The organism is Lentzea alba (assembly GCF_047445655.1).
Lineage (GTDB): Bacteria > Actinomycetota > Actinomycetes > Mycobacteriales > Pseudonocardiaceae > Lentzea > Lentzea alba_A.
The window spans coordinates 15,877-42,023 of sequence record NZ_JAJAEG010000052.1 but is presented as its reverse complement, the minus strand read 5'-3'; the positions used below and the strand labels follow the sequence as shown (position 1 = coordinate 42,023).

Genomic DNA, 26,147 nt, shown 5'->3' with positions numbered 1-26,147 from the left:
ACGGCGGGATGTCTTCGTGCTTCATGCGCAACAGTGGCCACGAACGGGTGATACCCGCGCGTGGCCACTGTCGAACCTGAAGAAGGCTCAGCCGCCTGGTGGTGGCTCGCAGATGATCTTGAACTGCGGGTCGTAACGGACCGTGCGCGACTCGCTGCGGGACTGGCCGGTACGGCGGTCCTTGATCGTGCGGGTGTCCGTCACCGAGAAGCCAGGAGCACCGGGGCTCGGCGAGCACCCCTCCTTGTTGACCTTCTTCTCCTGCGGCTGGGTGGGGTTGAACTCACCGCTGGTGGAGCCGGTGACGTCGTAGTTCTTGGTTCCCCAGAGCTTGATCGTGATCGAGGACGGGGTCCAGATCGTCTGGATGGCGATGCCCGTGTCGTCCGGGTTCGTGAACGCGATGTCGATCAGGCTGTTGCCCGCGCCGTCCATGAACACGGTGGCCTCGCGGCCCTTCGGGTACCGCGTGATCCAGTAGCTGTGCTCCTTGTGGCCCGCGTCCTTCATGCCCGCGTAGTAGTACGCGTTGTAGAGAGTGGTCGCGAACTGCGAGATGCCACCACCGACCGCCTTGCCGGGGATGCCGTTCTCGATGATGCCCGCCTCGACATAGCCCTGCGCGGTGCCGCGGGGGCCGGTGTACTTGTTGAGGCTGAACGTCTCCTTGGGCTTCACGATCGCGCCGTTGACCTTCTCGGCGACGACGCGGATGTTGACGCCAGAGGCCGCGGCGAAGTTGTTGGTGGTGAACTCGCCGATGACCTCCTTGATGCCCATCTTGTTCGCCTGCTCGGTGGTGACCTTCGCGGGCGTGTGCTTGTACTCGGCCTTCAGCTCGCGCTGGTCGGTCTTCTTGAGCACGTCGAAGTACGGCTGGAGGTTCTTGTCCCAGTCGATGTCGAGGCCGTCCACCGACTCCTTGACCGTCGGCCGGCCGCCCTCGAACACGATCTGGGCGTCCTTGCCCTCCTTGACCGTGTCCTTGAGCTGCGGCGCGGCGGCTTCGATGAGCTTGTCCTTGTTCGCCGCGACGTTGAGCGCGCCGCCCTCGCCGGGCGCGAACGCCAGCGTGGTGGCGACCTGCTCAGGCGTCAGGGTCGCGTCCTTGCCCTCGCCCTTGATCTTGACCGGGCCGGAGACCGCCGTCTTGACGATGTCGTTGAGCGCCTTCTCGACGCCCTCCTTGGTCGTCTTGACCGGGGTGAAGTCCATCGGGACCTCGACCGCGTTGCCGGACGCCCAGTTCGCGACGACGGCCTTCGCGGCCTCTTCGGCACGCAGCTTCTGACCGTCGTGCGGGTCGACGGCGACCGGGTTGGCGCCCTCGAACTTGATGGTGCCCTCGATCGGGTCGTGGTCGAGCTTGGGGCGCAGGGCCTCCAGCGCGCCGGTGACCTTCGCGTCGTCGCCCTTGGTCGCGACACCGACCTCACGGCTGGTGAAGAACGAGGTGACGCGCGTGATCGGGCTGAGCGGCTGGCTGCCGGCACGGTCGATCGTGCCGTCCCAGTCGAGCTCCAGACCCGCCGCCTGGGGGTCGAGCTCGGCGTTGACGTCACCGGCCTTGAGCGCGACCGGCTTGCTCAGCCGCGGGCCGATCTCGTCGCGAAGCTTCTTCTCGGCGTCGTCGTGGCTCATGCCGCCGACGTCGACGCCCGCCACGGTCACGCCGCGCGGCACGTTGCCGCTGGAGACCAGGATGTCGAGGCCGTAGAGCAGGCCGAACGCGCCGACGACGGCCGCGGCCACGATCAGGGCCTTCTTCTTGTTGTTCTTGGGCTGCTCTTCCTCGCCGGGCTCGATCATGACGGGCCCGTACACGCCGGAGTCCTCCGGCTGCGGCAGTGGCTGTGCTGGTGGCGGCGGTGGCGGCACCGGCTGCATGTACTCGGTGGCGTCCTCACCGGCCGGGAAGCCCACACCGGGCACCGCCGCGGTGATGGTCGGCTCGTTGTCCGGTTCCTCAGACGGCCACGCCTCCGTGGACGCGTCCACGGTCACGGGCGAGATCTTCGTCGTCTGCTCGGAGGCGGTGCCTCCGGGGTTGACCGGCGGCATCGCTCTCGTCTTGTCAGCGTCGTACGGCACAGCTCTCCCCGTTGCCCTGTCTCTCCTGAGGCGGCATATGTGTGTAGCTATCAGGCGCAGATCACTAACCGGCGGCTCATAGGTACAGACCAGTACCGTGCTCGGTGAGTTCGCTGGCCACAGCGTGCAGATCGCGTTCCCTCATCACGAGATACGTGGTGCCGTGCACCTCGACCTCAAGCTGATCTTCCGGGTTGAACAGAACCCGGTCGCCCACCTTCACGTGCCGCACGCTGGTACCGACCCCGAACACATCGCCCCACGCCAACCGCTTCGCCATCTGGGCCGTAGCGGGGATCACGATGCCACCGCTGGAACGCCGCTCGCCGTCCTCCGGCGAGATGCGCACCATTACCCGGTCGTACAGCATCTGGATCTCGAGCTTGACATCAGGCACCCGCAGAGTCTACGTGGCTGCCGGAGGTGCCTCGTCCATGCCGCCCATGAGCAGGGGGAGCCGGGTAGGTGCATCGGCAACCACTCGAACGGGGACGCCCCAGTCCTGCCTGGTCAGACGGCAGACCGGGTGTTCGTCGGCAGGATCGTCACTGCAACTGGCCGCCTGCGCTACTACGTGCAGAACGCCGTTCGTGATCTGATCGTTGATCCGCAACACCCGTACCAGTTCGGTGCTGACGCCAGCGCCCTCCAAGATCAGGTTTTCCGGGGAGCTCGTGATCTCCAGACGGGTCGACGGGCCGTACCGCTCGTCGAGCTTGGTGCCCGTGGGCGGGGTGAAGATGACCGCTAGTTCGATTTGTCCGGATGGGATGTCGGTGCTGGGGCGCTTGACCGCGTGTTCCTCGCCGTCGATCTTCGTCGCAGCCGCCGAGAAGCGTTCGAGCTTGTGGGCGGCGCTGGCCACGACTATCAGTTCGCTGTCGATCTGGAGGGCGTCCGACGGTTCGGCGATGTCGGTCGCGATCGTGGTCAGGGTGTTGGTCTCGGGGTCGTAGCGCCTGATCGCGTTGTTGTAGGTGTCCGAGATCGCCACCGAGCGGTCTTTGAGGACCGTGACGCCCAGTGGGTGCTGGAGGAGTGCCTCTTCCGCGTCGCCGTCCTTGTGACCGAACGCGAAGAGTCCCTTGCCGATCACGGTGTGGACTTCGCCGTTTTCGAGGTAGCGGAGCGCTGAGGTCTCGGAGTCGACCATCCACAGGCGCTCTTCGTCGGCCGCCAGTCCCGAGGTCTGGGCGAAGAAGGCCTGGTCCGCGGGGCCGTCGTTGATGCCTTCGACGGTGGTGCCGGCCAGGCGGCTGATCTGGTTCGTGTTGGGGTCGTAGAAGCCCAGCGTGTGGTTGCCGGCCATGGCGATGGCGATGCCGCCGTTCCACCACGCGACGTCCCACGGGCTGGTGAGGTCGATCTTGTCGGCCGGGCCGTCCGTCTCGCCGTCGCGCCACTGCTCGCCGGTGCCCGCGATCGTGGTGACCTCGCCGGTGTCGAGGTCGAGGCTGCGGAGCAGGTGGTTGACGGTGTCCGCGATGACGACGGTCTGGGTGCCGGGGATGAGGGTGAGGCCCGCCGGCTCGGAGAAGGTGGGGTTGAGGCCGTCCGTGCGCCCTCGTTCGCCGGTGCCGATGCGGCGGATGACGGTCTCGCCGTCGGCTTCCAGCTCCACGATGCTGTGGTGGGCGGAGTCGCTGACCAGGATGGTGTTGCCCGGGGTGACGATCGCCTTGGCCGGGAACCTGAGGGTGGTGTTCTGCGGTTCCGGGGCGACGTACGGGCCGTCGCCGCGGTGCAGGGTGCCCTTTTCGTCGTGCTCCTCGATCAGTTCCTTGATGATCGTGTTGAGGGCATCCACGTGGCCTTCGCCCGCGGCCACGTGCACGACGTAGCCCTCGGGGTCGACCAGGACGAGGGTCGGCCAGGCCTTGACGGCGTAGTTCTGCCAGGTGGTGAGCTCCGGGTCGTCGAGGACCGGGTGGTGGACCTCGTAGCGCTCCACGGCTGCCTTGAGGGCTTCCGGGTCGGCCTCGTGGACGAACTTCGGGGAGTGGACGCCGATCGTGACGAGGACGTCCTCGTACTGCTTTTCGAGGGGGCGGAGCTCGTCCAGGACGTGGAGGCAGTTGATGCAGCAGAACGTCCAGAAGTCGAGCAGCACGATCTTGCCGCGGAGGTCCTTGAGGCTGACCGTGGTGTCACCCGTGTTGAGCCAGCCGCGTCCGACGAGTTCGGGGGCACGGACACGGGCACGGCGCTTCGCAGTCGTCACGGCCGTATCCAACACGGTGGGACGGTTGCGTGTTCCGGCGTCCATCATGTGGACGTGAGCAGCCGGTGGGCGTTGGCTGCGGTGGTGCGCACGTCCGGCCAGCTGGGGTGACGCAGGTACGCGGGGTCGGGTTCGACAGGGCCGAGCTCGTCGAGGACGGCCAGCAGAGGGGCCAGCACGGCCTTGATCGCGGTGACCTCCTGCTCGTCGCGCAGCGTCCACCCGATCGACTCGGCCGCGTCTCTCTGGTCCCAGAACGTGTCGTCGACCAGCCAGTGGACCGCCTCGGTGAGACCCGGCCACCGTTCGACCGTCTCCGGCGTGATGGTCATCAGCACGTCGAGGGCGTCGATGATGTCGCCGCGCCTGTCCGGTGCTTCGAGCTCGGTCATGCTTCCCCCAGAAATCCGGTCGAACCGCCTGCAGTGTCCCGTTAGCTTCGGGTGGACGTCCGGAGCATCGCGCTGGAGCGGGAGCACTGGCGATCGACCTCGCCGGGAACGGCTGCCCATCCCGCCTGCGGAGGGATGGATGCGCGGTACGACGAGTTGACGCCGCTGCTCGAACCTCGCCGGGTGGCACCAGCGAGGCACGGCTGATGAACGGCAAGTGGCGCCTTGGGCCGACGCTCTGGAAGAGCGCTACCACGACGGCAGCACTGACTTCCTCGCCCGTTGGAGCGAACGTTGACGAAAACCCATCGGTAGCAGCCATCATGGACGCAGACCGCCCGTCTGAACCTTTGCGCCGTGTTCGGCGTAGAGGACGCCGGGAGGTGCGTGATGGTGGAGTACCTGGTGGTGGGTGCTGGTCCGGCGGGCCTGCAGATGGGGCGCTTCCTGCATCGGGCGGGCCGTGACTACGTCGTCGTCGAGGCCGGGCCGGGGCCTGCGGGGTTCTTCCGCAAGTTTCCGCGGCATCGGGTGCTTTCGACGGATGACAACTCGTTGTTCGACGGGGTGCCGTTCTCGCGCTACAGCAAGCGGTCGTTCCCCAGTGCGGACGATCTGGTGCGGTATCTGGAGGACTTCGCTCGGACGTTGAACGTGCACTACAACGCGGATCCGCAGAAGTACCGGGCGCGGCACACGATCATCGCCACCGGCAAGAAGCCTTACGTGCCAAGCATTCCTGGGATCGAAGCGGCCGAGACGTACGCCACCGCGAGCACCGATCCGACCGAGTACGCGGGGAAGCGGGTACTGATCATCGGGCGCGGGCACAGTGCGTTCGAGACGGCGGACAACATCGCGGCGACGGCGAAGATCACGCACACGGTTGGGCGCACTGTGGAGCGGATTGCCAAGGACGGCAACGAGTTCGTGGCCACGATCGACGGCACCGGGGAGCTGCGGTACGACAAGGTCATCGTGTGCACCGGGTTTCGCAGGGACACGAGCCTCGACACCGCGAACGTGCACGTCCTCACCGGCGACTCGATCAAGGCGATTCGGCATGCGGCGCGGGCGTTGCACCGGACGTTGGAGGCTGAGCATCACGGAGTGCCGTGGCCGCATCGGAAGCTCAGGAACCGGCCGGATTCACTCGCCGCCACCGTGGCCAGCCGGGCGCACCACATCCCGGAAGGGCTGGCGGATGTTGTTGTGCCGCAAGGGCAGCACGCGATCATGTACGACGAGATGCCGACGACCAGCCGGAACGGGTTCGTCGTCACGAGCACGCAGATCAGCCACTACCGCAAGAACGAGCTGATCGCGGTCGAGAAGAGGTTGCACCGCAAGCCGCTGGAGAGGTTCTTCTCCAGGCAGCTCGCGGTGCCGTGCATTGCCTAGGCGGGAAGTGTGCGGGCGAGGAACGCCGCGGTGAGGTCCCACGCGCGGTCGGCGGCGGCCGCGTCGTACCAGGGGCCGAGGTGGTTGAGGAACGCGTGGCCCGCTGGCTCCAGGTGGATCTCGGCGCCGGGGTGGGTCTCCACCGCGTCCACGACCTTCTGGTACCCGGTGATGAACTCGTCCTCGGTGCCGAAGTGGAACAGGATCGGACAGGACACCTGGTCCAGCGTGTTGATCTGGTCCGGCACGCCCGAGCCGTAGAACGACACGGCGGTGTCCGGGTCCGCTCCCACAGCCGCCGCGTAGGCCAGGGTGCCGCCGAGGCAGAAGCCGAGCACGCCGACGCCGCCGGTCACCTCGGGCAGGCCGCGGAGGTACTGGACCGACGCGACGACGTCCTGCACGGCGAGCGGGAAGTCGAGGTTGCCGACCACCTCCATGGACTTCTGGATGCCGGCCTCGTCGTGCTCACCCACCCAGCCCGGCTGGAAGCGGTGGAACAGCTCGGGCACGGCCACGACGTAGCCGAGGGCGGCCAGCTTCTCGGCGACGCCGCGCAGGTACCCGTCCAGGCCGAAGATCTCCTGGATCAGCACGATGCCGGGGCCGGAACCGGACTCGGGCAGCCAGACCGGCAACGGCATGTCGTCAACTCGATGGGTCATACCAAGATCCTGCCCGAACTCATCAGATCAGGACGTCCACGGAGGTCAGCCTTTCTGCTTCGGCCCACAGCCGTGCGGCCACCGCCTTGTCACGGGCGGAGCGTGGCAGCGCGACGCGCTTGGCCGGGCCGACGAGGCCCCAGCGAGGTCCGTAGTAGGCGCCGGAGACCGCACCGGGGTCGGCTGCCGCGAAGAGCAGCGGCTCGGAGCCCTGCTCCACCCCCTGCGAGGGGACGATCTTCGAGGCCAGCACCTCGTACCAGCTGGGCCGGCCGTTCAGGTTCGGACCGGAGGTCAACAGGTTGGTGCGGGTGTAACCGGGGTGCGCACCGGTCGACAGGAGCGGCCAGCCCCGATCAGCCGCCAGCGAGGCCAGGTGCGTGGTCAGCAGCAGGTCGGCCAGTTTCGACTGGGCGTAGGCGCGCAGCGGGCTGTACCGGCGACGGGACTGCAGGTCGTCGAAGTCGATCCGCCCTCCGTTCGCGGTACCGCTGCTCATCGTGGCGACCCTGGGCGCTGGTGCGGCCAGCAGCAGCGGCAGCAACCGGACGGTGAGGGCGAACGGGCCGAGGAAGTTGCTGGCCAGCTGGAGTTCGAAGCCGTCGACCGTCTCGACCCGCTTCGGCACGTTCATCACGCCTGCGTTGTTCACGAGCACGTCCAACGGCCTGCCGTCCGCGATCAGACCCTCGGCGAACTCGTGCACCGAGGCCTGGTCCGCCAGGTCCAGCCGACGAACCTCGACCTGAGCGCCCGGATGCGCGGCGAGGATCTCCGCCTTGGCCTGCTCACCCTTGGACTCGGTGCGCACAGCGAGGACCACGTCGGCCCCGGCGCCGGCTAGCCGAAGAGCCGTCTCCTTGCCGGTGCCGCTGTTCGCACCGGTGACGACGACGAGCTTTCCTTGCTGGTCAGGAACCTGATACATGGCGAGACCCCATAACGGACTGTCGGTATCTTATGCCTCCAACATAACGGACCGGCGGTCTCTTAGTAAAGTACCGCCGGTCTGTAACATGCGTGACATGGCTTTCCAGCGAGCGCGCACCGACGAGCAGCGCACCGAGCGGCGGCGGCAGATCCTCGACGCCGCGGCCGCGATGCTCACCGAGATGCCGGTGTCGCAGCTCAGCCTCAGCGCCCTGAGCCGCCGGGTCTGCCTGGCCAAGGCCAACGTGCTGCGCTACTTCGACTCGCGCGAAGCCGTGCTGCTGGAGCTGCTGGAAGCGGAGCTCGCGGACTGGACCACCGAGTTGGAGCGCGAGGCGCCGACCGACGGCAGCGCCACGGAGCGCGGGGACCAGTTGGCCGAGCTGCTCGCGTCCTCACTGGCACGAAGGCATGCGCTGTGCGACCTCGCCAGTGCGCAGGCCGCCGTGCTGGAGCACAACATCTCCGCCGAAACGGCGATCCGCCACAAGTACGCCGCCAAGCAGTCCCTCGAAAAGCTGGTCGGGATCGCCACCCGGTACCTGCCGGAGTTCGACGACGGCGACGCCATCGCGTTCATGCAAACCGTCATGCTGACGGCGATCGGCGCGTGGCCGACCAGCCGGCCGCCGGAGGCGATCCTCAGCGCGTTCGCCGCCGACCCCGCCCTGGCCGCCCTGCGTGTCGACTTCACCGACACCGTCCGCCGCACCGCTGAGGTGACCGCCTCGGGAATTCTCGCTCGACGGAAGTAGCCGCTGCCCGATAATCGGCCCATGATCAGATTGATCGCGACCGATCTCGACGGCACGTTGCTGCAACCGGGCGGGGTGCTCAGCGACCGCACCCGCGCCACGCTCGACGCCGTCGACGCGGACGTCGTGATCGTCACCGCGCGGCCGCCGCGGTTCGTGCAGAACCTGGAGCTCACCGGCACGGCGATCTGCGCCAACGGTGCGATGATCTACGACCTGACGAACCGCGAGGTCACGCACGCGCAGACGGTGCCGCTGGACGTCGTGCGGAAGGTGTCGGAGGCGCTGACGGAGGTCATCCCGAACGTCGGCATCGCGGTCGAGACCGGACTGGAAACGGTGTCGGGGCCCGGTTTCCAGGGGTTCGGGCCGAAGAATCCACATCGGACACTCGAACTGCTCGACCACGTCTTCGAGGAGGCGCACCAGGTCGTGCAGATGCTCGCGTGGGCGCCGGACGCGGAGACCGACCACCTGATGGAGATCGCCAGGGAGGCCGTCGGGCAGCACGTCACGGTCACGCACTCCGGCGGGCTCGGCATGCTGGAGATCTGCCCGCCCGGCGTCTCGAAGGCCGCGACGCTCGAATCTCTGTGCAACACAAGGGGAATCGGCAAGGACGAGGTGATCGCGTTCGGGGACATGCCGAACGACCTGTCGGTGCTCGGGTGGGCCGGCACGGCGTACGCGATGGGCAACGCGCACCCGCTGGTCAAGCAGGCCTGCGCCAACCACGCGCCGCCGAACACCGAGGACGGCGTCGCCCAGATCCTCGAAAAGCTCTTCAGGCTCTAACGGCGCGGCACCGAGGTGGGTCCGGCCACCTCGGCACCCAGCGCCGTCACCCGCCGCCGCAGCTCGCGGTCGGCGGTCACCACAACGACCGAACGGCCGGCGCCCTCGGTGCGCACCACCTCGACGATCGCGTCGTCGCCGTCTCCCGGAGCGGCGACGACACGGACGTCAGGAACGCTGGACACGTTGCGCGCCTTGCCTTCCACGACCAGTACGACCTCCTCGTCGCGACCGCGCAACGCGTCGCGGAGGCGTTCGGCCGCGCCCGCCCGGTCGCGCCACCACCCGTCGGGCACCGAACCCACGACGTTGGCTGCGTCGACCACGAGCAACGGCTTCACGCCTCCAGACTGCCTCAGCCCCGGCGCGCTCGCAGTGCGTCCAACGAGTCGGGGTCGTCGCCCGTGGAGAGCGAGGCAACCGGAGCGGACACCCCGGCCCACCGCAGCACGGCGGCCGTCGCGGCGGCGCGTTCGGACTCCGGCAGCTTCGAGATGTTCGCGCCGTGGTTGCCCGCCGGCACCACGAACGACAGCGAGTCGCGCGTGCCCGGCCCGACGCGGAACGGTTCCGCGCTCCACGGGTCGTTCTGCCCGTTCACGAACAGCAGCCGCGAACCCTGGTAGCGCACCCAGCGGTCGACGTCCTTCATCGCGTGCCGGTCGAAGCGCGGGAACTTGATGTCCGCGGGCACCATCGAGCGGGGCACAGAAACACCGGGGTAGCGCAGGAGGTCACGCACCGCCGACTCGTCCGCCTCGGGCCAGCCGAGCTGAGTACCGGCCTGGTAGTAGTACGGCGAGTAGGGCGCGACGCCCGCGTCGGTGTAGAAGTCCCAGCCGACGGTCTTGTCCATGAACGTCCACAGGTCGTCGACCGAGGCGGAAGCCCCGGGAACCAGCGCGCACTGCTCCTGGGTGCCGTACTGCCAGAACGTGAACGGCGTGTCGAGCACCAGGATCTCCAGCGCCCGGTGCGCGCTGCCGAACTGCTTGTACGTGTAGCCCTTGGCTTCCAGACGGGCCACGATCTCGTCGCGGTGCTGCAGGATCTGCCGCTGCACACCCTCAAGGCGACGGTTGCACGTCGGGTCGTTGCCGACGTTGCGGATGAACTCGCCGTAGACGTCGCGGTCGTTCACCACGTCGTTCGGCGCCACGTAAGCGATCGTCGCGTCGACGTCGCGCGGGAAGAACCGGCGGTGGTAGATCGACGTCATGCCGCCCTTGCTGGCACCGGTCGACAGCCAGCGAGCGCCGTAGATCTTCTTGAACGCCAGCACGATCCGGTGGTGGTCGTTGGCCGCCTGCCAGATGTTCAGGTCGTCCCAGTCGGTCGGCGCCGGCCGAGAGGGCGTGAAGAACCGCTGCTCGACGCTGAGCTGGTTGCCGTCGACCAGCCGTGTCGGCTCGGACGCGCCGATCGTGCCCGGCAGGCCGTAACCGCTGGTGTGCAGCACCATCGGCTTGGACTCCGCCTTGTGCAGCAACGAGAAGCGCTGCTCGAACTGCACGCCGCGCGGCTTGCGGTGGTCCGCAGGTTGCAAGATGGCGAGCACGAACGTCCGCGCGGTGCCGGACGTTCCTTCGCTGATGATCCGGACGCCGGGCAGCGCGGCGATCCGGTCCTTGATGTCTGGGGCTGCGGTGGCGACCGAGGAGACAGCAATGACCTGCGCCGAAACCAGGCCGAACGCCAGCAGGGAGCGTACGAGTCTGTTCACCCGGCCAAGCTATTCAGCCCTCGCGGTCGTCCGGACCGGCCGATCGTCGGACTTATTCGAAGCTGGCGTAATAAGACGCGGCCATGTCCTCACCGCCGTGGCCGCGGGTCACCGCGCGGTTGAGCCGGGCGGCCGACGCCTGCGCGACGTCCAGCTGGACGCCTGCGCGCACCGCGGCCTCGTTGACCAACGTGGCGTCCTTCAACGCGTTCTGCACGGTGAACGCCGGTGGGAAGGACCGCTCGATGATCGCGCTGCCCTTCATCTGCAGGTACGCGCAGTCCATCGCGCCACCGGAAACTGCCTCCAGGAACAGCTTCGGGTCGAGCCCGGACGCCTCGGCCAGCGACACGGCCTCCCCGACCGCGGCGGTCAGCGCGAGCACCCAGCTGTTCGCGACGAGCTTCAGCCGTGACGACGCACCGGCTTCACCGACCCACATCGTGCGGGCGCCGATCACGTCGAACACCGGCTGGACACGTTCGCGCAGTTCCGACGCACCCGAAGCGAGCACGACGAGCTTGCCCTCGGTCGCCGGCTTCACGCTGCCCAGCACCGGCGCGTCGACGAACTCCAGCCCGAGCGAACGGGCGAGCGCGATGTGGTCGTCGATCGCCTCGACGCCGACCGTGGACGCCTGGATCCACACCGCGTGGTGCGGCAACGAGTCAGCGGCGTCCTGCATGGTCGCGGTGACGGTCGGGCCGTCGTTGAGCATCGTCAGCACGATCTCCACGCCCTCGACGGCCTGAGCGGGCGTGTCGGCGACGGTCGCACCCTGCGCGGCCAGCGGTTCGGCCTTCTCGCGCGTGCGGTTCCAGACCCGGACCTCGTGTCCGGCTGCGGCGAGGTTGGCGGCGATGGGGGCACCCATGAGGCCGGTGCCGAGCACGGCGATCTTCATGTCCCCAGCAAACAAGAAACCTTGCGGTGCTGCCAGGTCGGGGGTCCGACAGCACCGCGAGGTCATCCGTGAGATCGGTGCACGGCCGCGCACCGTTACACCATCAGCATACTGTGGTCTGGATCACGTTTAACAGAATGAAACCCCTGGAGCGCGGGAGGTGCTCCAGGGGTTCCCGTTTGGGGAGGCACTCGCGACGGGGCGCCGTGCGAGTGCCGGGTCGTGAAGTCAGCGCAGGGTGGTGACCTGAGCCTGGGCGATGGCCATCAGCTCGTGACGCATGGCCGGGGTGGTGGCCATGTCGATCGCGCGAGCCACGGCCTTCCGGTTGCGCGCCTCGGCACGACGGGCGCGGAGCTTCGCTGCGAAGTTCATCTCGGTCTGCACTTCCCTCTCGGAGGTCTGTTTGGTTGGTGACTTAAGTATGCACCCTCAGACCTACGAACGCACGCGATTATCCGGTGAGTTGGGGCACACGCCGATGAATCATCGGCTGACAACGTGAACAGCCGGACAACGGCAGGGAGCCCTCGTCACTCCTCGCGACCGAGCAGGAACCGCCCGAAGTGCGGCACGGTGAAGGCGATCTGACCCCGCTCCGCGCTGTAGACCAGGCCTTTCTTGATGAGCGAGTCCCGCGCGGGCGACAGCGACGACGGCTTGCGCTTCAGGTGGTCGGCCACCTGGGCGGTGTTGACGCCCGCATCCTTTCCGTCGGTCAACTCGGCCATCGACCGGAGATACTCGCGTTCAGCAGGCGTCGCACGCTCGTATCGGGAGCCGAAGAAGCCCACGGCCAGCTCCGCGTCGGCCTCCGGAGCGGCCACGGAGACGTCCATCGCGCTGATCGGATCGGCCGGCGCGGCGTCCCAGGCGGCCTTCCCGTAGGCCTGGATGAAGTACGGGTAGCCACCGGACGCGTCGAACAACGCGTCGAGCGCCTCGTCGGTGATGCCCGCGTCCTCACGTTCGACCGGGGCGAGCACCGCCCGGTCCGCGTCCTCACGGCTGAGCCGGTCGATGCGGACGTAGCGGAAAAGTCGTTCCGAGTACGACTTGCTGGCGCTCAGCACCGCCGGCAGGTGCGGCAGTCCCGCGCCGACCACGACGAGAGGCGCACCCAACTGCGAGAGCTCGTGGCACGCCGCGCACAACGCACTGATGTCGTCCGGCTTGAGGTCCTGCATCTCGTCGATGAGCAACGCGACGCCCGTGCCGACGTCCTGCGCCAGCTCGGCGACGTCGGTGAACAGCTCCACCAGGTCGATCTCGATGTCACCGGAGTCCGCGCGTCCACTCGCTGCCGGTACGTCGATGCCGGGCTGCCAGCGATCGCGCAGCTTGGCGCCGTCCGGAGCCGCTCTCAACGCGAACGCCTTCAGGATGCCGAGGATCGCCTCGACCCGGTCCGGTGCGCGGTGCCGGACCGCGAGATCCCGGATCGCCCTGTGCAGCGCGGCGGACAGCGGGCGACGCAGGTCAGCGTCCGGCCTGGCCTCGACCTTGCCCGCACCCCAGCCGCGTTTCACCGCCATCGACCGCAGCTCGCCGAGCAGCACGGTCTTGCCGACGCCGCGCAGTCCCGTCAGCACGAGGCTGCGTTCGGGACGGCCGCGGGCCACGCGTTCGAGCACCACCTCGAAGGCGCCGACTTCTTTGTCCCGGCCGGCGAGCTCAGGAGGCCGCTGGCCTGCACCGGGAGCGAACGGGTTGCGCACCGGGTCCATGACTCGCACCGTATCGGCGTTTCTAGTGCGTGCCCTAGAGACGCGCAGACGAACCTCGAAGTAGNGGAGGCCGCTGGCCTGCACCGGGAGCGAACGGGTTGCGCACCGGGTCCATGACTCGCACCGTATCGGCGTTTCTAGTGCGTGCCCTAGAGACGCGCAGACGAACCTCGAAGTAGTGCCATGAGGGTGACCTTCATGGACCTGAGGTCCATGAAGGTCACCCTCATGGCACCTGATAGGCCGATATAGGGGTTTCTAGTGATTGAGCAATAGAAGGTAATAGTTGCGGATGAACCGGGGCACCGGTTGGCTGAGGCACGTGGCTGAAGTCGTGACTAAGGGGACCGGCGAGGTCGAGCGGACCGCCGACCGCGCCCAGGTGGACGTGACGTTCGAGGCTCTCGGCGCCGAACGCTCCGAGGCGGTGAGCACGCTCAACCAGCGCATTTCCGCCGTCGAACCGCTGCTCGAGCACTTCGAGGTGCGCTCGCGGCAGCTGTCCGTGCACGACAACTGGGACAACAACCAGCGCGCGGGCAGTCGCGCGTCGCAGCAGTACGTGATCTGGGTGGCCGATCTCGACCGCCTCGACGGGCTGCTGGCCGACCTGGTGCAGGCCGAACCGACGTGGATCAACGGCCCGTCGTGGACGCTCGTCGACGACACCGAGGCCATCCGCGAGGCGCAGAAGGCAGCCGTCGCGGATGCGTTGCGTCGTGCCGAGGGGTACGCGTCTGCTCTGGGACGACGACTCGGGCCGTTGCTGCGGATCGGTGACACCGAAGGCGGGCATTATTCGCCGATGGCCCGGTCTGCGTCCTTTGAGATGGCTGGGGCGGCGGGGATGGTCGACCAGCTGAACCTCAAGGCGCAGCAGATCACCGTGTCCGCGACCTGCACGGCGTCCTGGGCGCTGCTCGACTAGTCCTCAGGTCTGATGCGCGGATCATGCCTCGGCGTGATCCGCGGTGATGGCACGCGTACATAGCGTTCTGTCCCATGCGGAACATCTTGATCGGGATGGTCGTCGGTGCGGCGACGATGGCGTCGATCGCGCCTGCGCAGGCGATCATCGGCGGCGAGACCGTGCAGCAGGGCAGCCAGGTCCAGGTCAGCTCCGACGAGCGGCCGGACGGCGGCACCGTCGTCGAGGTCGCGGTGGTCGACGGTCACGTCGTCAACGTGACCAGCCACAGGCCGATCAGCCCGAACCACTCGTGGATCGACAGGTCGACCGCTACGAGCTAGCTCGCATCGCCATCAGGACGGCCGCCGCGTCGCGGTCACCCGGCCTGGCCTTGCGCCAGTTCGCCAGCCACTCGTTGCGCCGCACCGCCGCTCTCGCGAGCACCTCCGTGACGTGATCGCGACGGTCGGAGTCCCTGGCAGCGGCCATCGCGTCGGCGGCAGGCCGCCAGTCATCTCGCAGGGTGGCGGCCACGGCTCTGGCCAGCACCGGATCTTCCTCTGGATCAACCTGCGGTTCGAACGTCATCAGCACTTACCCCCAGTACCGCAACATCGCGGCTCTGAAAGTGTGCACGATGGACGGACGTCAGCGCTCCAGGATCGCTGTGATCCCCTGCCCGCCGGCAGCGCAGATCGACACGAACCCGCGTCCGCTGCCCTTCTGGTGCAACAACTTCGCGAGCGTCGCAACGATTCGGGCACCGGTCGCAGCGAACGGGTGGCCTGCCGCGAGCGAGGAGCCGTTGACGTTCAGCTTGGCGCGGTCGATCTCGCCGAGGTCGCTCTCCCAGGCCTTCAGCGTGGCGAGCACCTGCGACGCGAACGCCTCGTGCACCTCGTAGAAGTCGAACTCCTGCAGCTTGAGCCCCGCCTTGTCGAGCATCCGCGGCGCGGCGTGCACCGGGGCCATGAGCAGGCCCTCCTCACCGTGCACGTAGTCCACGGCGGCGGTCTCGGCGAACGTCAGATAGGCGAGCACGGGCAGTTTCCGGGCCTTGGCCCACTCCTCGGTCGCGAGCAGGACCGCGGAGGCGCCGTCGGAGAGCGGGGTCGAGTTGCCCGCGGTCATCGTGTCGCCGAAGACCGGCTTGAGCTTGGCGAGCTTCTCGACGCTGCTGTCGGGCCTCAGATTCTGGTCGCGGGTCAGGCCGAGGTACGGGGTGACGAGGTCGTCGAAGAAGCCCTCGTCGTAGGCGCGGGCGAGGTTCTGGTGGCTGCGGGCGGTGAGCTCGTCCTGGTCCTCGCGTGCGATGCCGTACTTGGCGGCGGTGATGGCCGCGTGCTCGCCCATGGACATGCCGGTGCGCGGTTCGCCGTTGCGGGGCAGGTGCGGGACGACGTGGCTGGGGCGGAGTTTGGCCAGCAGGCTGACCTTGCGGGTGCGGTTGAACTCCAGCAGGAGCTTGCGGAAGTTCTCGTTGACGCCGATCGGGGCGTCGCTGGTGGTGTCGACGCCGCCCGCGATGCCTGCCTCGATCTGGCCGAGCGCGATCTTGTTGGCCACGGCGATGATCGCCTGCAGGCCGGTGCCGCACGCCTGCTGGAGGTCGTACGCGGGTGTTTCGGGGCTGAGCTTGCTGCCCAGGACGGACTCGCGGACGAGGTTGAAGTCGCGCGAGTGCTTGAGCACGGCGCCCGCGACCACCTCGCCGAGCCGCTCTCCCTGGAGGTGGTAGCGGCTGACCAGGCCGTCGAGCACCGCGGTGAACATGTCCTGGTTCGAGGCGGTGGCGTACGGGCCGTTCGAGCGGGCGAACGGGATGCGGTTGCCGCCGATGATCGCTACTCGCATGCTCCGATACTACCTACTAGCGGGTAGACTTACTAGCGAGTAGGTTGTGTGACGTGGACAGGTACCAGAAGTTCGCATCGTCGGGGCTGGGGCGCCAGCTCGTGCGCAGGCTCGGCCTGCCGAACCCCTATCCGCTCCGCCGCGACGCCGCTCTGGCGACACCCGTGCTGGTCGGGGGCGCTTCCCGGTTGCCCTTCCTGAAGCAGCTGGAAACAGGGTCCGCTCCTTACGGCGCGTTGGTGTTCGACGCGTCGGACATCACGACGGTGGGCGACCTGCGGCAGTTGCACGACTTCTTCCACCCGGCGATCACGCAGCTCGGGCCGTGCGGGCGGGTGATCGTCATCGGGAGGTCGCCGGATTCCGTGGCGCAGCGGGCACTCGAAGGGTTCGTGCGGTCGGTCGGCAAGGAGTTGCGACGCGGCGGTACGGCGAACCTGGTCCATGTGGCGGACGGCGCCGAGGACGGGGTCGAGTCGACGCTGCGGTTCCTGCTGTCCGGACGGTCGGCTTACGTGTCCGGGCAGGTCGTCCACGTGTCCGGCAACGCCGCTGCCAGCACGTTGCAGGGCAAGGTCGCGCTGGTCACGGGTGCTTCGCGGGGCATCGGTGAGGCGATCGCGACGGTTCTGGGCCGTGAGGGCGCGCACGTGATCTGCCTGGACGTTCCCGCGGCCGGCGACGAACTGTCGAAGGTGGCGAACTCCGTCGGCGGATCGGCGTTGCAGCTCGACATCACCGGAGATCCCGCGCGACTGACGTCGTACCTGCTGGAACGGCACGGCGGTGTGGACGTCGTCGTGCACAACGCGGGCATCACGCGCGACAAGACGTTGGCGCGCATGGATTCCTCGCTGTGGGATTCGGTGCTGGAGGTCAACCTGGCCTGTCAGGAACGGGTCAACGCGGCACTTCTCGAAGGGGACGTGCTGCGATCCGGTGGGCGGATCGTCGGCGTGTCGTCGATCGCCGGCATCGCGGGCAACGTCGGCCAGACCAACTACGCCACCTCGAAGGCGGGCGTGATCGGGATGGTTCAGACGCTGGCGCCCGTGCTGGCTGCCCGTGGGGCCACGATCAACGCTGTCGCGCCTGGGTTCATCGAGACGAAGATGACCGCTGCGGTGCCGTTGATGACACGTGAGGTCGGACGCCGGATGAACAGCCTTTCGCAGGGCGGGCTGCCGATCGACGTGGCGGAGACGGTGGCGTGGTTCGCGGCGCCGGGTTCCGGTGGTGTGAACGGGAACGTCGTGCGGGTGTGCGGCCAGATGTTGCTGGGGGCGTGATGTTGCTCAAGGCGGCGCTGACGTCGTTCCGGCGGGGCGAAACCCTGTCGGCGCAACCTGTTTCGGCCACTCGCGAGGTCGACCTGAAGCACCTGTCCGCGTACAACTCGGTGTGCGGTTTCGGGTTGCGGGACGCGTTGCCGCTGACCTACCCGCACGTGCTGGGCTTTCCGTTGCAGATGAAGCTGATGACGGGTGCGGGGTTCCCGTTCCCGTTGCCCGGCCTGGTGCACATCGCGAACCGGATCGCGCAGTCGCGGCCGCTGACGTTGGACGAGCCGCTGGAGATCACGGTGTCCGCACGCGATCTCCGGCCGCACCCGCAGGGCACCCAGGTCGACGTCGTGACGTCGGTTTCCGGGGTGTGGGAAGGGGTTTCGACCTATCTGCGGCGGACCGGCGCCGGGTCTGGTTCGAGCGAGGAGCTGGAGCGGCCGATCGGGTCGGCGGTGTGGCGGGTGCCCGCGGACATCGGGCGGCGGTACGGCGCGGTGTCCGGCGACCGCAACCCGATCCACCTCTACCCGTTGAGCGCCAAGCTGTTCGGGTTCAAGAGGGCGATCGCGCACGGGATGTGGACGAAGGCCCGCTGCCTGGCCGCGCTGGAGGGCCGCCTGCCCGAAGCCGTGACCGTGGACGTGCGGTTCAAGAAGCCGTTGCTGATCCCCGGGCGCGTCGAATTTTCGGCTGTCGAGAAGAACGGCTGGGAGTTCGCGGTGTGGGGCAAGGGCCCACACCTGGTCGGCTCAGCGACGTGACGGCGGGTGCCACACGTTGCCGTCGACGAGGTCGCCGAAGCCCATCCAGACGAGGTTCATGAGGCGGGCCGCGACGACGCCGGCGGGCTCCTCGGGGTGATCGAGCCACCACTCGGCGAGCGACTCACCGGCCCCGACCAGCGCGGCGGCCAGCGACTCGGCCTCCAGCTTGGTCGCGGGCGCCTTCGTGGACTGGGTGAGCAGCGCGGCGACCAGCGACACCGCCCGGCTGCGCATGTCCGTGAGCTCGACCGCGAACGGCCCACCCTGGTTCGACGCCTGCCGGTGCAACACGAGCCAGCTCGCCCGGTTCTCACCGACGAACCCGAAGAACGCCCGCAGGCCGCTCCACAGCTGCACGTCGGGTTCCTGATCAGGCTCGACGCCGGTCGCGATGGCCTCCATCATGCGGGTGGCCTCGCGCCGGATGCAGGTCGCGAAGAGCTCTTCCTTCGAGCCGAGGTAGGCGTAGAGCATCGGCTTGGAGATGCCGGCGACCTCGGAGATCTCGTCCATCGAAGCCGCGTGGAAGCCGAGCCGCGAGAACACGTCGACGGCAGCGTCCATGATCTGCCGCTCACGCACGGCGCGTGGCAAGCGCTTGGCTCGACCTTCTGTGCGCATCACTACCCCTCGGTTCGGAGCACAAGATTATCCGATCGGCTTGCCGCTCTATCTACCCGCCAGTAGACTTACTCGCGAGTAGGTACCAGGAGGTGTGTCAGATGACGCTCGACCTCACCACCGAGGCGATCGCGAAGCTCAGCCCGGCCGAGCTGATCAGCACGTTGCAGCAGATCTCGCCGGACGATCCGGCGCTCGCCGATGTGAACATCGACGTGATCGCTCGCGGCATCGACCCGAAGAAGCTCGGCAAGGACGACTTCGCGGCGCTGCTGAACGCGCTGGGTGCGCTGGCCGACGGCGGCGCCGACCTCGACCTCTCGAAGATGGACCCGTCCAACTTCGCCCGGATCATCTCGCGCGCGTCGAAGGACCAGATCGAGGCCGTCGTGGCCGACCCGGCGCTGCGCGTCCGCGTGCTCGACGAGGTGTTCCGCCGCATGGAGGTCCACTTCCGCGCGGAACGAGCCGGTGCCACGCGCGCCGTCGTGCACTTCCACGTGCTCGAAGACGTGTACGAGGCGATCATCGAGGACGCGACGTGCACGATTAACAAGGGCGTGACCCGCGAGGCTCGTGCCATCGTGACACTGACACCCGCCGACTTCCTCAAGCTCGCGACCGGCAACGCCTCCGCGCCCGTGCTGTTCATGACGGGCAAGCTGAAGGTGAAGGGTGACCTCGGGTTCGCGGCCGGGTTCATGAGCCTGTTCAACATCCCGAAGGCCTGACGGAGAGGTTTTGCAGTGGGTGGCTTCTCGCTCGAACTGAACGAAGACCAGACCGACCTGCGCGACTGGGTGCACGGTTTCGCTCGCGACGTGATCAGGCCGGCGGCCTCGGAGTGGGACGAGCGCGAGGAGACGCCGTGGCCGGTGATCCAGGAGGCCGCGAAGATCGGCCTCTACGGCTTCGAGGCGCTCGCGACCTGGTTCGCGGACCCGATCGGGCTCTCGTTGCCCATCGCCACCGAGGAACTGTTCTGGGGTGACGCCGGGATCGCGCTTTCGCTGATGGGCACCGGTCTCGCCGTCGCGGGCATCTTCGCGGGCGGCGAGCCGGAGCAGCTGGCCGAGTGGGTGCCGGAGTGCTTCGGCGACGAGTCGGACCCGAAGCTCGCGGCCTTCTGCGCCTCCGAACCGCAGGCCGGTTCGGACGTGGCCGGGTATCGGACGCGTGCGCGCTACGACGAGGCCACCGACGAGTGGGTGCTGAACGGCCAGAAGGCCTGGGCCACCAACGGCGGCATCGCGAACGTGCACGTCGTGACCGCTGTGGTCGACCCTGCGCTTGGGTCTCGCGGCCAGGCCGGGTTCATCGTTCCGCCTGGTACGCCTGGGTTGTCTTCTCCGGGGAAGATCAAGAAGCACGGCATGCGCGCCTCGCACACCGCCGATGTGTTCCTTGACGACGTGCGGGTGCCTGGACGTTGCGTGCTGGGTGGTCGAGAGCGGCTGGAGGCTCGGCTGGCTCGGGCGCGTGAGGGCCTGAAGGCCGGCGGTCAGGCCGCGATGGCGACGTTCGAGACGACGCGGCCGACCGTGGGCGCGATGGCCGTCGGTGTCGCGCGGGCGGCCTACGACTACGCCCTGGAGTACGCGAAGGACCGCGAGGCCTTCGGGCGCAAGATCATCGAGAACCAGTCGATCGCGTTCGACCTCGCGAACATGCGGATGGAGATCGACGCGTCACGGCTGCTGGTGTGGCGCGCGGCGTGGATGGGGCGCAACAACGTGCCGTTCACCGCGGGTGAGGGCTCGATGTCGAAGCTCAAGGCGTCCGAGGTGTCGGTGTGGGCGACCGAGCGCGCGATCCACATCCTCGGTGGGGCCGGGTACACGCGGGAGCACCCGGTGGAGCGGATGCACCGCGACGCCAAGATCTTCACCATCTTCGAAGGTACGAGCGAGATCCAGCGGCTGGTGGTGTCCCGCATGATTTCGGGCATGCAGATCAAGTGAGTTGATCACTCCAGGCCGTCCTCAGGCCGTCTGAGGGGACGGGGTCTTGCGAGGCTTGAAGACCCCGTCCACAGCAAGCCTCGCCCTCTGGTGACTGGACGGCATCAGGTGCGTGTACGTCCGGAGCGTGAAGCCGGGGTCCTCATGCCCCAGGAAGTCCGCGAGCTCTTTCACGGACACTCCGCGCGCGAGCAGGATCGAGGCGTACAGGTGCCTCATCGCGTGCATGCCGTCTTGCCGGTTCGTGTAAGTCAGCCCCGCGCGCTTGAAGGCCGGCGTCCACACAACCTTGTTGAACAGGTCGCCGCTGTAGGGCTTGCCGCTCTCCTTGGAGATGAGCAGGTTCACCGCCACGAGCTGTCCGTTGGGCTGGTCCCACGGCAGCGACACCGGAACGGCCTCGAACATCTCCAGGTGGTCGTCAAGCTGTTCGAGCACACCGGACGACACCGGCACTTGCCGCTCCTTGTTCCGCTTCGGGAGCGAGAACACGAGCGTCCGGTTGATGACCCGAACCTGCCGACACACGTTGATCATCATGTTCTCGCGGTCGATGTCGTCGGGGGAGAAGGCGAGGATCTCGCCCTGCCGCATCCCGCACCCGACGCCCAGCGCAGTCGCGACCTGGAAGCGCGGAGGCAGCGCGAGCTGGAGTGACCGAGCCCGCGACTCCGCCCACGGCACGACTTTTCGAGAGGCGCGCTGCGGACGCTTGATGCTCTTGACCTTGCAGGGATTCCGGGGAATCCGCTTGTCATCGATAGCCGAATTGAGGATCGACGACAGCGTCTCGAAGAGCACCGCCTGATACGTCGACCCAAGCCCTTGCTCGTTCATCTCGCCGAGCCAGTCACGCACGACCTGAGGCGAGATGGACACGAGCGAACGCTTGCCGAAGTACGGGTAGAGCTGACTCCGCAGACGGCTTTCGATCGTCTGGCGCGTCGCGGCGTCCGCCGAGTAGCCCTTGAGCCAGTTCTCCGCCTGAACGCGGAAGAGGACCTTTCCCGCGTTCGGGTCGATGTACTTGCCCTCGCGCTTGTCCGACTCCATCTCAATGAGGAAGTCATCAGCCTTCTTCTTCTGGCGGTCCGGAAAGCTCTTGGAGCGCTCGACACCGTCCGGATCGATGTACCGCACCTTGTAGCGCAGCCCTGACCCGTGCAAGGAGGTCTTAACCCTGGTGACCTCCTTCGTCTCCGGGTCCTGGACCTCCTTCCACCAGCGATCTTGCACGTGTCCCATGACAGACCTCTCCTCTGATTCGAATTGCCGAAACTCCTAGGCGGCGTCGGATTCCAGGCCGTCGAACCACTGGCGGACCTTGGCCGGGTCCCAACGCAGGTGCTTGCCGACCCGTCGAGCAGGCGGGCCGTAGTTCTTGGTGCGCCATCCGCGAATCGTGTGCACGGGCACCCCGAGAAAGGCCGAGAGGTCTTCAACGCCCCAAAGCCGATCGAATGCTTCCCCGGTCATCACCGCTCCCCCTTCGGTGTGTCAGGCCGCTGTTGCCGAAAGATCTGGCGGTTGCGCCGCGAGCAGCGCGCGGTCGTACTCGGCCTTCCACGTCACGCGTTGCGCGATGGCGTGCATGAGCAGGTGAGCCCGTGGCGGCACGTTCGGATCACCAGGCCGCACCTTGTGCCAGACGAGCCGGGCCGGGTCCTTCTCCGGCTTCTCGATCCTCACGGCCCTGAGCGCCTGGAGCACGAAGCGCTTCCGGTCCGCCTTGTGGTCCGCGAGCGTCTTCCCCGACCACTTGCGAGACACCAGAACACGTCGCCCAGGCAGCCCGAGCGTGGCCCTGCGGTGAGCACGCCCCTTGCACCGACCAGGGCTCATGCGGGAGTTCGCGCCGCGAGGCTGGACGCCGTACAGGAGCCAGTTCGCACAGCGGTCAGAGCACGGCGTGACGGCCAGCTCGTCCGCTAGGCGGTCCGCATGCCGGCGTTGCCGTTCGGTGTCCTGCTCCACCACCTCACCGATGGATTTCGTGAGGTACTTCGTCAGGTAGCCGATGTGCCGGCCAGCTTCCTCAGACCCGCCGAGGATGCCTTTGGAGTGCACCTGACGCCCGAAGCGCGCGACGTGCGCCGGTTCCTCGACCTCCGCGTCTTCCCAGGTGGTCAAGGCCCTCCGGGTGTCCAGGTCAACGAACGCCTTGGCGTCGAAGTCCCAGACCGGCAGCTGGTCTACGTAGACACGTTCGTCGTGGTTGGGCCACCACACCTGGTGGTAGGTGGCTGCCGTGACCAGGCGAATCAACTCATGGGGGATCGAACCGCGGAGTGCCGCGTGCAGGTGCGGAGCAGCGCGTTTCTGGGGCTCGACCGTGGCGAAGTACTGGACGTCCCAGCCGACGACCCGCCGAAGGTTCTGCCACCACCGGTCAACGAGCGACGCGAAGTGCACGGCATCCCGCGCAGCACGGCGGTAGTCGTAGGTGTCCGGGTCCACGGGCGTGCCGTCGTCGCGCACCTTGCCGTAGGTGTCCAGGGTGAGCGTGACGAACATCGAGGGACGGAAGGCTCCCGCGAACTCCCGTCCCACCGTCCGCTTCTCCACGCGCCGCCGAGGCAGGTCCGGCGCATCCTGCCGACGCTTTGTCGAGCGCTTCACGGGCCGCTTGCCGGGGTCGTCCGGCGAGGGCAGGCGACCACGGACGCCGAGTTGCCGAAGTTCTTCGTCGACGCTGTGGATCTCCTCCCGCAGCTCGTCCGCCTCAGCCGAGCCGCCTTCCTCCTTGTAGGCCTTGAAGAGGTCAGCGCGGTACTCCAGCAGTTCCGTCTGGTCCTTTGTGGCCGGTTCGGGGGTGAAGTCGGGCTCTACCTCCATGTGCCAGCCCTCGCGGCACTGAGCCATCCGCAACGCCTTGGCCTTCTTCGCGCACGGTGCACAAACGCTCTCGACCGTCGAGCCGCACGGGACCGCGACGTAGCGAACTTCGTAGGACTCGTGGTCCTCGACTTCCATCGTGAACGGCCGGACGCACACCCCGTGCTGCTCAGCGGCAGCCTTGGTGACGTCGAGCGCGGCATGCTGCCTCATCCGTTGCGCGCGGGTCTGGCCTGCTACATCGCCAGGAAACGTAGTGATGTTCGTGCTCATGCTGCCCTCCGCTCGCTGCTTGCCGGGAAGTCGTGAACGGTGGCCGGGGCGAAGTAGACGCCCAGCTCGACCAGGTCCGCGTCCGTCACGTGAAAGGCCCTCGCACGCTCCGGTTCGCGCTGCCCGTCCTCCTTGAGCCACGCGACACCAGGCGTGCTCTCGCTGATCTCATGAGCAGCCGCGCCCCGTTGCCGAACGCCATCCCCCAGCACCATGTCCACCTGAATCGGCTCGTCCAGGCGCAGCGCCACCCGAGTGGTGAACAGGTGCCGAAAGCTCACGACCTCCTTGCGCGGGTCCTGCACCAGCGCCACCGTGGCCACACCAGGAGCCCGTCCCTGCGAGCTGATCGTCTGCACCGCACGGGCAGCGCGTTCCCGAAGCTGCTTGTCCTGCTGGTAAGCCACCAGATCCGCCAGCTCGTCAACCACCAGGACCGTGAACGGCTCACCAGCGTTCCGAGTCCACAGCCGTCGAACACCCCGGTACCGCGACGCCCGAGCCTTGACCTCCGCAGCGATCTCTTCCAGCAGTTCCACGGCTTCCGGCCCGTTGTCGTAGACGACCTTGTCGAAGGCGTCCGGACACTGGCCGAGTTCCATCCCGCCCTTGGGGTCGATGCCGACGAGCCGAACCAGGCCAGCGCGAATCGCGGGAGCGAGCTGCCAGACGATCGACCAGAGCACCGAGCCCTTACCCGCGCCAGGGACGCCGACGACGAGGATCTGAGAGCCGAGCAGCTTCAACCTCCACGGCTTACCGGTCTCCGTCCGCCCGACGACCAGCTTCGTCAGATCGACGTCCGCAGAATCCCCCAGCGGCGGAACTGCCACGGGCCGCGCCAGTGGGTCAGCGTGGATGAAGTCGAGCTCAAGCAGCCGAGGCTTCAGTACCCGCACCCGGCAGGACCGAGCGTTGAAGGAGTGCGCCAGGTTGTCCCGTCGCGCTTCCCACTGCTCTGGAGACTGCGCCGGGATCATCCGTACCCGGACCTTGTCTCGCCAGCCCTCAGCCCGGACGCGCCGCAGCTCAGGCCGGTACTCCTTGCCCCGGTGTTCCTTGGCGAGATCAGCCAGCCGCATGACCGTGCGCCATTTCGGCACGTAGACCGTGGCCCGCCGCCACTCAGTGACCGCCCGGTACCAGCCGTGCCGCAGAAACGACCGCTGATGGAGCCCGAACCAGATCAGCAGCGCAGCAACGAGCGTGAGCAGCGCCAGCACGAGCGGGGAGAGCCCGAACCTCCGATAGGCCGCGAGCCCGACGACAGCCAGGCCGGCCACGACCGGGTACCGCACGACAACGAGCACCAGGCGGACGCCAAGCCACATGGCGAAGCCCGCCAGCACGAACGGTGCCGCAACAACCTTTGCCCACCGAGGAAGCCAGATCCACCAAGGGAAACGCGGCCGAGCACCCTCGAACGGGGCCGGATCAACCCACTTCGTCCCGCTCATGCCGCACCGTCCAGGCACGAGACGCAGCGGAACACCATGCCTGTACTAGGGATGAACCCCACGGGCTTGAATGCGCTCAACCCGTTGCCGCACAGTCGCTTGCACGTCAGGCACTCGAACCCTTCGGCCTGAGCCTGAGTGAGTTCGAGGCTGACCAGCCCGCCGCCGTCGATCATCACCGTGTAGGTGTCGACGGTCTGCAAACGCTCCACCATCGCGGCGAACCGGTCCTGTTGACTTGACGCACCCCAGGTGCGCACAGATATCCTATGCATGACTCGAATCTCCTTGTGTCCCAACGATTTCAGGGTCGTTCGAGTCGGTGTACGTCGCCGGGAACAGTCAAGGCCCGCCAAGACTTTGGACTGTTTCCGCGCGACACACACCAACGCTGTTTGTTCAGTTGTGGATCAGCTCTGACCGAGTTTCTTCGCGAGCGCCCTGCACCAGGAGCAGAGCGGCCGTTTCTCCGTCTTCCGGAACCAGCCGCTACCCATGCAGCGCGAGCAGTCCCGGTACTCCATGCGAACCCGGCCAGTCACCGGATGCGTGGCCGTCAGGTTCAGCCGGTACATCAACCGA

The 26,147-nt window shown here is 67.6% G+C and carries 28 protein-coding genes; 9 read left to right on the top strand and 19 right to left on the bottom strand.

What is annotated here, in order from left to right:
- Positions 1–87 precede the first annotated feature (87 nt).
- The 4 genes from LFM09_RS46905 to LFM09_RS46890 all read right to left on the bottom strand — a co-directional run bounded on the left by LFM09_RS46905 (position 88) and on the right by LFM09_RS46890 (position 4,704).
- Complete coding sequence (locus LFM09_RS46905; protein WP_414103155.1) at positions 88–1,887, bottom strand: VanW family protein; 1,800 nt, start codon at positions 1,885–1,887, stop codon at positions 88–90.
- Positions 1,888–2,167: 280 nt separating this feature from the next.
- The gene (locus LFM09_RS46900) at positions 2,168–2,461 is read right to left on the bottom strand and encodes a GroES family chaperonin (protein WP_166049398.1); all 294 of its coding nucleotides are present in this window, start codon (positions 2,459–2,461) and stop codon (positions 2,168–2,170) included.
- A 36-nt stretch (positions 2,462–2,497) separates the two neighbouring features.
- Positions 2,498–4,357, bottom strand: a complete 1,860-nt coding sequence (locus tag LFM09_RS46895) for an NHL domain-containing thioredoxin family protein (protein WP_414103139.1) — start codon at positions 4,355–4,357, stop codon at positions 2,498–2,500.
- On the bottom strand, positions 4,357–4,704 hold the full coding sequence (locus LFM09_RS46890) for an SCO4402 family protein (RefSeq protein WP_414103138.1): 348 nt from the start codon (positions 4,702–4,704) through the stop codon (positions 4,357–4,359). Before LFM09_RS46890 ends, LFM09_RS46895 begins: the two co-directional genes overlap by 1 nt.
- A gap of 357 nt (positions 4,705–5,061) precedes the next feature.
- Between LFM09_RS46890 and LFM09_RS46885 the strand changes: the two genes are divergently transcribed.
- Positions 5,062–6,105, top strand: coding sequence for an NAD(P)-binding domain-containing protein (locus LFM09_RS46885; RefSeq protein ID WP_414103137.1), 1,044 nt, complete (start codon positions 5,062–5,064; stop codon positions 6,103–6,105).
- Here LFM09_RS46885 and LFM09_RS46880 read toward each other — a convergent pair.
- Together LFM09_RS46880 and LFM09_RS46875 are read right to left on the bottom strand one after the other, a co-directional pair.
- Entirely contained in the window at positions 6,102–6,770 is a 669-nt protein-coding gene (locus LFM09_RS46880) for a dienelactone hydrolase family protein (protein WP_414103136.1), read from the bottom strand. The genes LFM09_RS46885 and LFM09_RS46880 overlap by 4 nt on opposite strands.
- Positions 6,771–6,792: 22 nt before the next feature.
- Positions 6,793–7,698, bottom strand: coding sequence for an SDR family oxidoreductase (locus tag LFM09_RS46875; protein ID WP_414103135.1), 906 nt, complete (start codon positions 7,696–7,698; stop codon positions 6,793–6,795).
- 97 nt (positions 7,699–7,795) lie between these two features.
- On the opposite strand from LFM09_RS46875, the gene LFM09_RS46870 reads away from it, so the two are divergent.
- Together LFM09_RS46870 and LFM09_RS46865 are read left to right on the top strand one after the other, a co-directional pair.
- A complete protein-coding gene (locus tag LFM09_RS46870) occupies positions 7,796–8,455 on the top strand; it encodes a TetR/AcrR family transcriptional regulator (RefSeq protein WP_414103134.1) in 660 nt (219 codons plus the stop codon).
- Positions 8,456–8,476: 21 nt separating this feature from the next.
- Entirely contained in the window at positions 8,477–9,250 is a 774-nt protein-coding gene (locus LFM09_RS46865) for a Cof-type HAD-IIB family hydrolase (RefSeq protein WP_414103133.1), read from the top strand.
- Here LFM09_RS46865 and LFM09_RS46860 read toward each other — a convergent pair.
- From LFM09_RS46860 to LFM09_RS46840, 5 genes are all read right to left on the bottom strand, one after another.
- A complete protein-coding gene (locus LFM09_RS46860; RefSeq protein ID WP_414103132.1) occupies positions 9,247–9,591 on the bottom strand; it encodes an NTP pyrophosphohydrolase in 345 nt (114 codons plus the stop codon). The two genes, LFM09_RS46865 and LFM09_RS46860, sit on opposite strands and share 4 nt — an antisense overlap.
- Before the next feature lie 14 nt (positions 9,592–9,605).
- Complete coding sequence (locus LFM09_RS46855; protein ID WP_414103131.1) at positions 9,606–10,973, bottom strand: S28 family serine protease; 1,368 nt, start codon at positions 10,971–10,973, stop codon at positions 9,606–9,608.
- 52 nt (positions 10,974–11,025) lie between these two features.
- Complete coding sequence (locus tag LFM09_RS46850; protein WP_414103130.1) at positions 11,026–11,877, bottom strand: NAD(P)-dependent oxidoreductase; 852 nt, start codon at positions 11,875–11,877, stop codon at positions 11,026–11,028.
- A gap of 228 nt (positions 11,878–12,105) precedes the next feature.
- A complete protein-coding gene (locus LFM09_RS46845; RefSeq protein ID WP_167969512.1) occupies positions 12,106–12,252 on the bottom strand; it encodes a hypothetical protein in 147 nt (48 codons plus the stop codon).
- A 158-nt stretch (positions 12,253–12,410) separates the two neighbouring features.
- Complete coding sequence (locus LFM09_RS46840; RefSeq protein ID WP_414103129.1) at positions 12,411–13,604, bottom strand: AAA family ATPase; 1,194 nt, start codon at positions 13,602–13,604, stop codon at positions 12,411–12,413.
- Positions 13,605–13,938: 334 nt separating this feature from the next.
- Between LFM09_RS46840 and LFM09_RS46835 the strand changes: the two genes are divergently transcribed.
- Positions 13,939–14,532, top strand: coding sequence for an SIMPL domain-containing protein (locus LFM09_RS46835; protein ID WP_414103128.1), 594 nt, complete (start codon positions 13,939–13,941; stop codon positions 14,530–14,532).
- Positions 14,533–14,606: 74 nt separating this feature from the next.
- Positions 14,607–14,855 (top strand): hypothetical protein, encoded by a 249-nt coding sequence (locus tag LFM09_RS46830; RefSeq protein ID WP_414103127.1) that lies wholly within the window; start codon positions 14,607–14,609, stop codon positions 14,853–14,855.
- Here LFM09_RS46830 and LFM09_RS46825 read toward each other — a convergent pair.
- Together LFM09_RS46825 and LFM09_RS46820 are read right to left on the bottom strand one after the other, a co-directional pair.
- Positions 14,845–15,102 carry a hypothetical protein gene (locus tag LFM09_RS46825; RefSeq protein ID WP_414103126.1) on the bottom strand — a complete coding sequence of 86 codons (258 nt, stop codon included), beginning with the start codon at positions 15,100–15,102 and terminating at the stop codon, positions 14,845–14,847. The genes LFM09_RS46830 and LFM09_RS46825 overlap by 11 nt on opposite strands.
- Before the next feature lie 60 nt (positions 15,103–15,162).
- Complete coding sequence (locus tag LFM09_RS46820; RefSeq protein ID WP_414103125.1) at positions 15,163–16,368, bottom strand: acetyl-CoA C-acetyltransferase; 1,206 nt, start codon at positions 16,366–16,368, stop codon at positions 15,163–15,165.
- A 53-nt stretch (positions 16,369–16,421) separates the two neighbouring features.
- Here LFM09_RS46820 and LFM09_RS46815 point away from each other — a divergent pair, with 53 nt between their 5' ends.
- On the top strand, positions 16,422–17,657 hold the full coding sequence (locus LFM09_RS46815; RefSeq protein ID WP_414103124.1) for a 3-oxoacyl-ACP reductase: 1,236 nt from the start codon (positions 16,422–16,424) through the stop codon (positions 17,655–17,657).
- On the top strand, positions 17,657–18,415 hold the full coding sequence (locus LFM09_RS46810) for a MaoC family dehydratase (protein ID WP_414103154.1): 759 nt from the start codon (positions 17,657–17,659) through the stop codon (positions 18,413–18,415). Before LFM09_RS46815 ends, LFM09_RS46810 begins: the two co-directional genes overlap by 1 nt.
- On the opposite strand, the gene LFM09_RS46805 is transcribed toward LFM09_RS46810, so the two are convergent.
- The gene (locus LFM09_RS46805) at positions 18,404–19,039 is read right to left on the bottom strand and encodes a TetR/AcrR family transcriptional regulator (RefSeq protein WP_414103123.1); all 636 of its coding nucleotides are present in this window, start codon (positions 19,037–19,039) and stop codon (positions 18,404–18,406) included. The genes LFM09_RS46810 and LFM09_RS46805 overlap by 12 nt on opposite strands.
- Before the next feature lie 101 nt (positions 19,040–19,140).
- Here LFM09_RS46805 and LFM09_RS46800 point away from each other — a divergent pair, with 101 nt between their 5' ends.
- Positions 19,141–19,770, top strand: coding sequence for an SCP2 sterol-binding domain-containing protein (locus LFM09_RS46800; RefSeq protein WP_414103122.1), 630 nt, complete (start codon positions 19,141–19,143; stop codon positions 19,768–19,770).
- A 15-nt stretch (positions 19,771–19,785) separates the two neighbouring features.
- Complete coding sequence (locus tag LFM09_RS46795) at positions 19,786–21,000, top strand: acyl-CoA dehydrogenase family protein (RefSeq protein ID WP_053731936.1); 1,215 nt, start codon at positions 19,786–19,788, stop codon at positions 20,998–21,000.
- Between the two features lie 21 nt (positions 21,001–21,021).
- Here the strand turns inward: LFM09_RS46795 and LFM09_RS46790 are convergent, their stop codons facing one another.
- From LFM09_RS46790 to LFM09_RS46770, 5 genes are read right to left on the bottom strand one after another with little or no spacing between them, the layout of a single operon-like run.
- On the bottom strand, positions 21,022–22,245 hold the full coding sequence (locus tag LFM09_RS46790; protein WP_414103121.1) for a tyrosine-type recombinase/integrase: 1,224 nt from the start codon (positions 22,243–22,245) through the stop codon (positions 21,022–21,024).
- A 36-nt stretch (positions 22,246–22,281) separates the two neighbouring features.
- A complete protein-coding gene (locus LFM09_RS46785; RefSeq protein ID WP_414103120.1) occupies positions 22,282–22,476 on the bottom strand; it encodes a helix-turn-helix transcriptional regulator in 195 nt (64 codons plus the stop codon).
- Between the two features lie 21 nt (positions 22,477–22,497).
- Positions 22,498–24,108, bottom strand: coding sequence for a replication initiator (locus tag LFM09_RS46780; RefSeq protein ID WP_414103119.1), 1,611 nt, complete (start codon positions 24,106–24,108; stop codon positions 22,498–22,500).
- Positions 24,105–25,565, bottom strand: a complete 1,461-nt coding sequence (locus tag LFM09_RS46775; protein WP_414103118.1) for an FtsK/SpoIIIE domain-containing protein — start codon at positions 25,563–25,565, stop codon at positions 24,105–24,107. The genes LFM09_RS46780 and LFM09_RS46775 overlap by 4 nt, the downstream gene beginning before the upstream one ends.
- A complete protein-coding gene (locus tag LFM09_RS46770; RefSeq protein WP_414103117.1) occupies positions 25,562–25,840 on the bottom strand; it encodes a hypothetical protein in 279 nt (92 codons plus the stop codon). The genes LFM09_RS46775 and LFM09_RS46770 overlap by 4 nt, the downstream gene beginning before the upstream one ends.
- Between the last annotated feature and the right edge of the window lie 307 nt (positions 25,841–26,147).

Bases quoted from the DNA above. Each gene is read 5' to 3' on its own strand.
- LFM09_RS46810 (WP_414103154.1), top strand. From the start codon at position 17,657: ATGTTGCTCAAGGCGGCGCTGACGTCGTTCCGGCGGGGCGAAACCCTG.
- LFM09_RS46900 (WP_166049398.1), bottom strand. From the start codon at position 2,461: ATGCTGTACGACCGGGTAATGGTGCGCATCTCGCCGGAGGACGGCGAG.
- LFM09_RS46880 (WP_414103136.1), bottom strand. From the start codon at position 6,770: ATGACCCATCGAGTTGACGACATGCCGTTGCCGGTCTGGCTGCCCGAG.
- LFM09_RS46780 (WP_414103119.1), bottom strand. From the start codon at position 24,108: ATGAGCACGAACATCACTACGTTTCCTGGCGATGTAGCAGGCCAGACC.
- LFM09_RS46770 (WP_414103117.1), bottom strand. From the start codon at position 25,840: ATGCATAGGATATCTGTGCGCACCTGGGGTGCGTCAAGTCAACAGGAC.
- LFM09_RS46850 (WP_414103130.1), bottom strand. From the start codon at position 11,877: ATGAAGATCGCCGTGCTCGGCACCGGCCTCATGGGTGCCCCCATCGCC.
- LFM09_RS46785 (WP_414103120.1), bottom strand. From the start codon at position 22,476: ATGACCGGGGAAGCATTCGATCGGCTTTGGGGCGTTGAAGACCTCTCG.
- LFM09_RS46805 (WP_414103123.1), bottom strand. From the start codon at position 19,039: ATGCGCACAGAAGGTCGAGCCAAGCGCTTGCCACGCGCCGTGCGTGAG.
- LFM09_RS46840 (WP_414103129.1), bottom strand. From the start codon at position 13,604: ATGGACCCGGTGCGCAACCCGTTCGCTCCCGGTGCAGGCCAGCGGCCT.
- LFM09_RS46830 (WP_414103127.1), top strand. From the start codon at position 14,607: ATGCGGAACATCTTGATCGGGATGGTCGTCGGTGCGGCGACGATGGCG.
- LFM09_RS46890 (WP_414103138.1), bottom strand. From the start codon at position 4,704: ATGACCGAGCTCGAAGCACCGGACAGGCGCGGCGACATCATCGACGCC.
- LFM09_RS46875 (WP_414103135.1), bottom strand. From the start codon at position 7,698: ATGTATCAGGTTCCTGACCAGCAAGGAAAGCTCGTCGTCGTCACCGGT.
- LFM09_RS46820 (WP_414103125.1), bottom strand. From the start codon at position 16,368: ATGCGAGTAGCGATCATCGGCGGCAACCGCATCCCGTTCGCCCGCTCG.
- LFM09_RS46800 (WP_414103122.1), top strand. From the start codon at position 19,141: ATGACGCTCGACCTCACCACCGAGGCGATCGCGAAGCTCAGCCCGGCC.
- LFM09_RS46865 (WP_414103133.1), top strand. From the start codon at position 8,477: ATGATCAGATTGATCGCGACCGATCTCGACGGCACGTTGCTGCAACCG.
- LFM09_RS46790 (WP_414103121.1), bottom strand. From the start codon at position 22,245: ATGGGACACGTGCAAGATCGCTGGTGGAAGGAGGTCCAGGACCCGGAG.
- LFM09_RS46895 (WP_414103139.1), bottom strand. From the start codon at position 4,357: ATGGACGCCGGAACACGCAACCGTCCCACCGTGTTGGATACGGCCGTG.
- LFM09_RS46825 (WP_414103126.1), bottom strand. From the start codon at position 15,102: ATGACGTTCGAACCGCAGGTTGATCCAGAGGAAGATCCGGTGCTGGCC.
- LFM09_RS46775 (WP_414103118.1), bottom strand. From the start codon at position 25,565: ATGAGCGGGACGAAGTGGGTTGATCCGGCCCCGTTCGAGGGTGCTCGG.
- LFM09_RS46870 (WP_414103134.1), top strand. From the start codon at position 7,796: ATGGCTTTCCAGCGAGCGCGCACCGACGAGCAGCGCACCGAGCGGCGG.
- LFM09_RS46905 (WP_414103155.1), bottom strand. From the start codon at position 1,887: ATGCAGCCGGTGCCGCCACCGCCGCCACCAGCACAGCCACTGCCGCAG.
- LFM09_RS46845 (WP_167969512.1), bottom strand. From the start codon at position 12,252: ATGAACTTCGCAGCGAAGCTCCGCGCCCGTCGTGCCGAGGCGCGCAAC.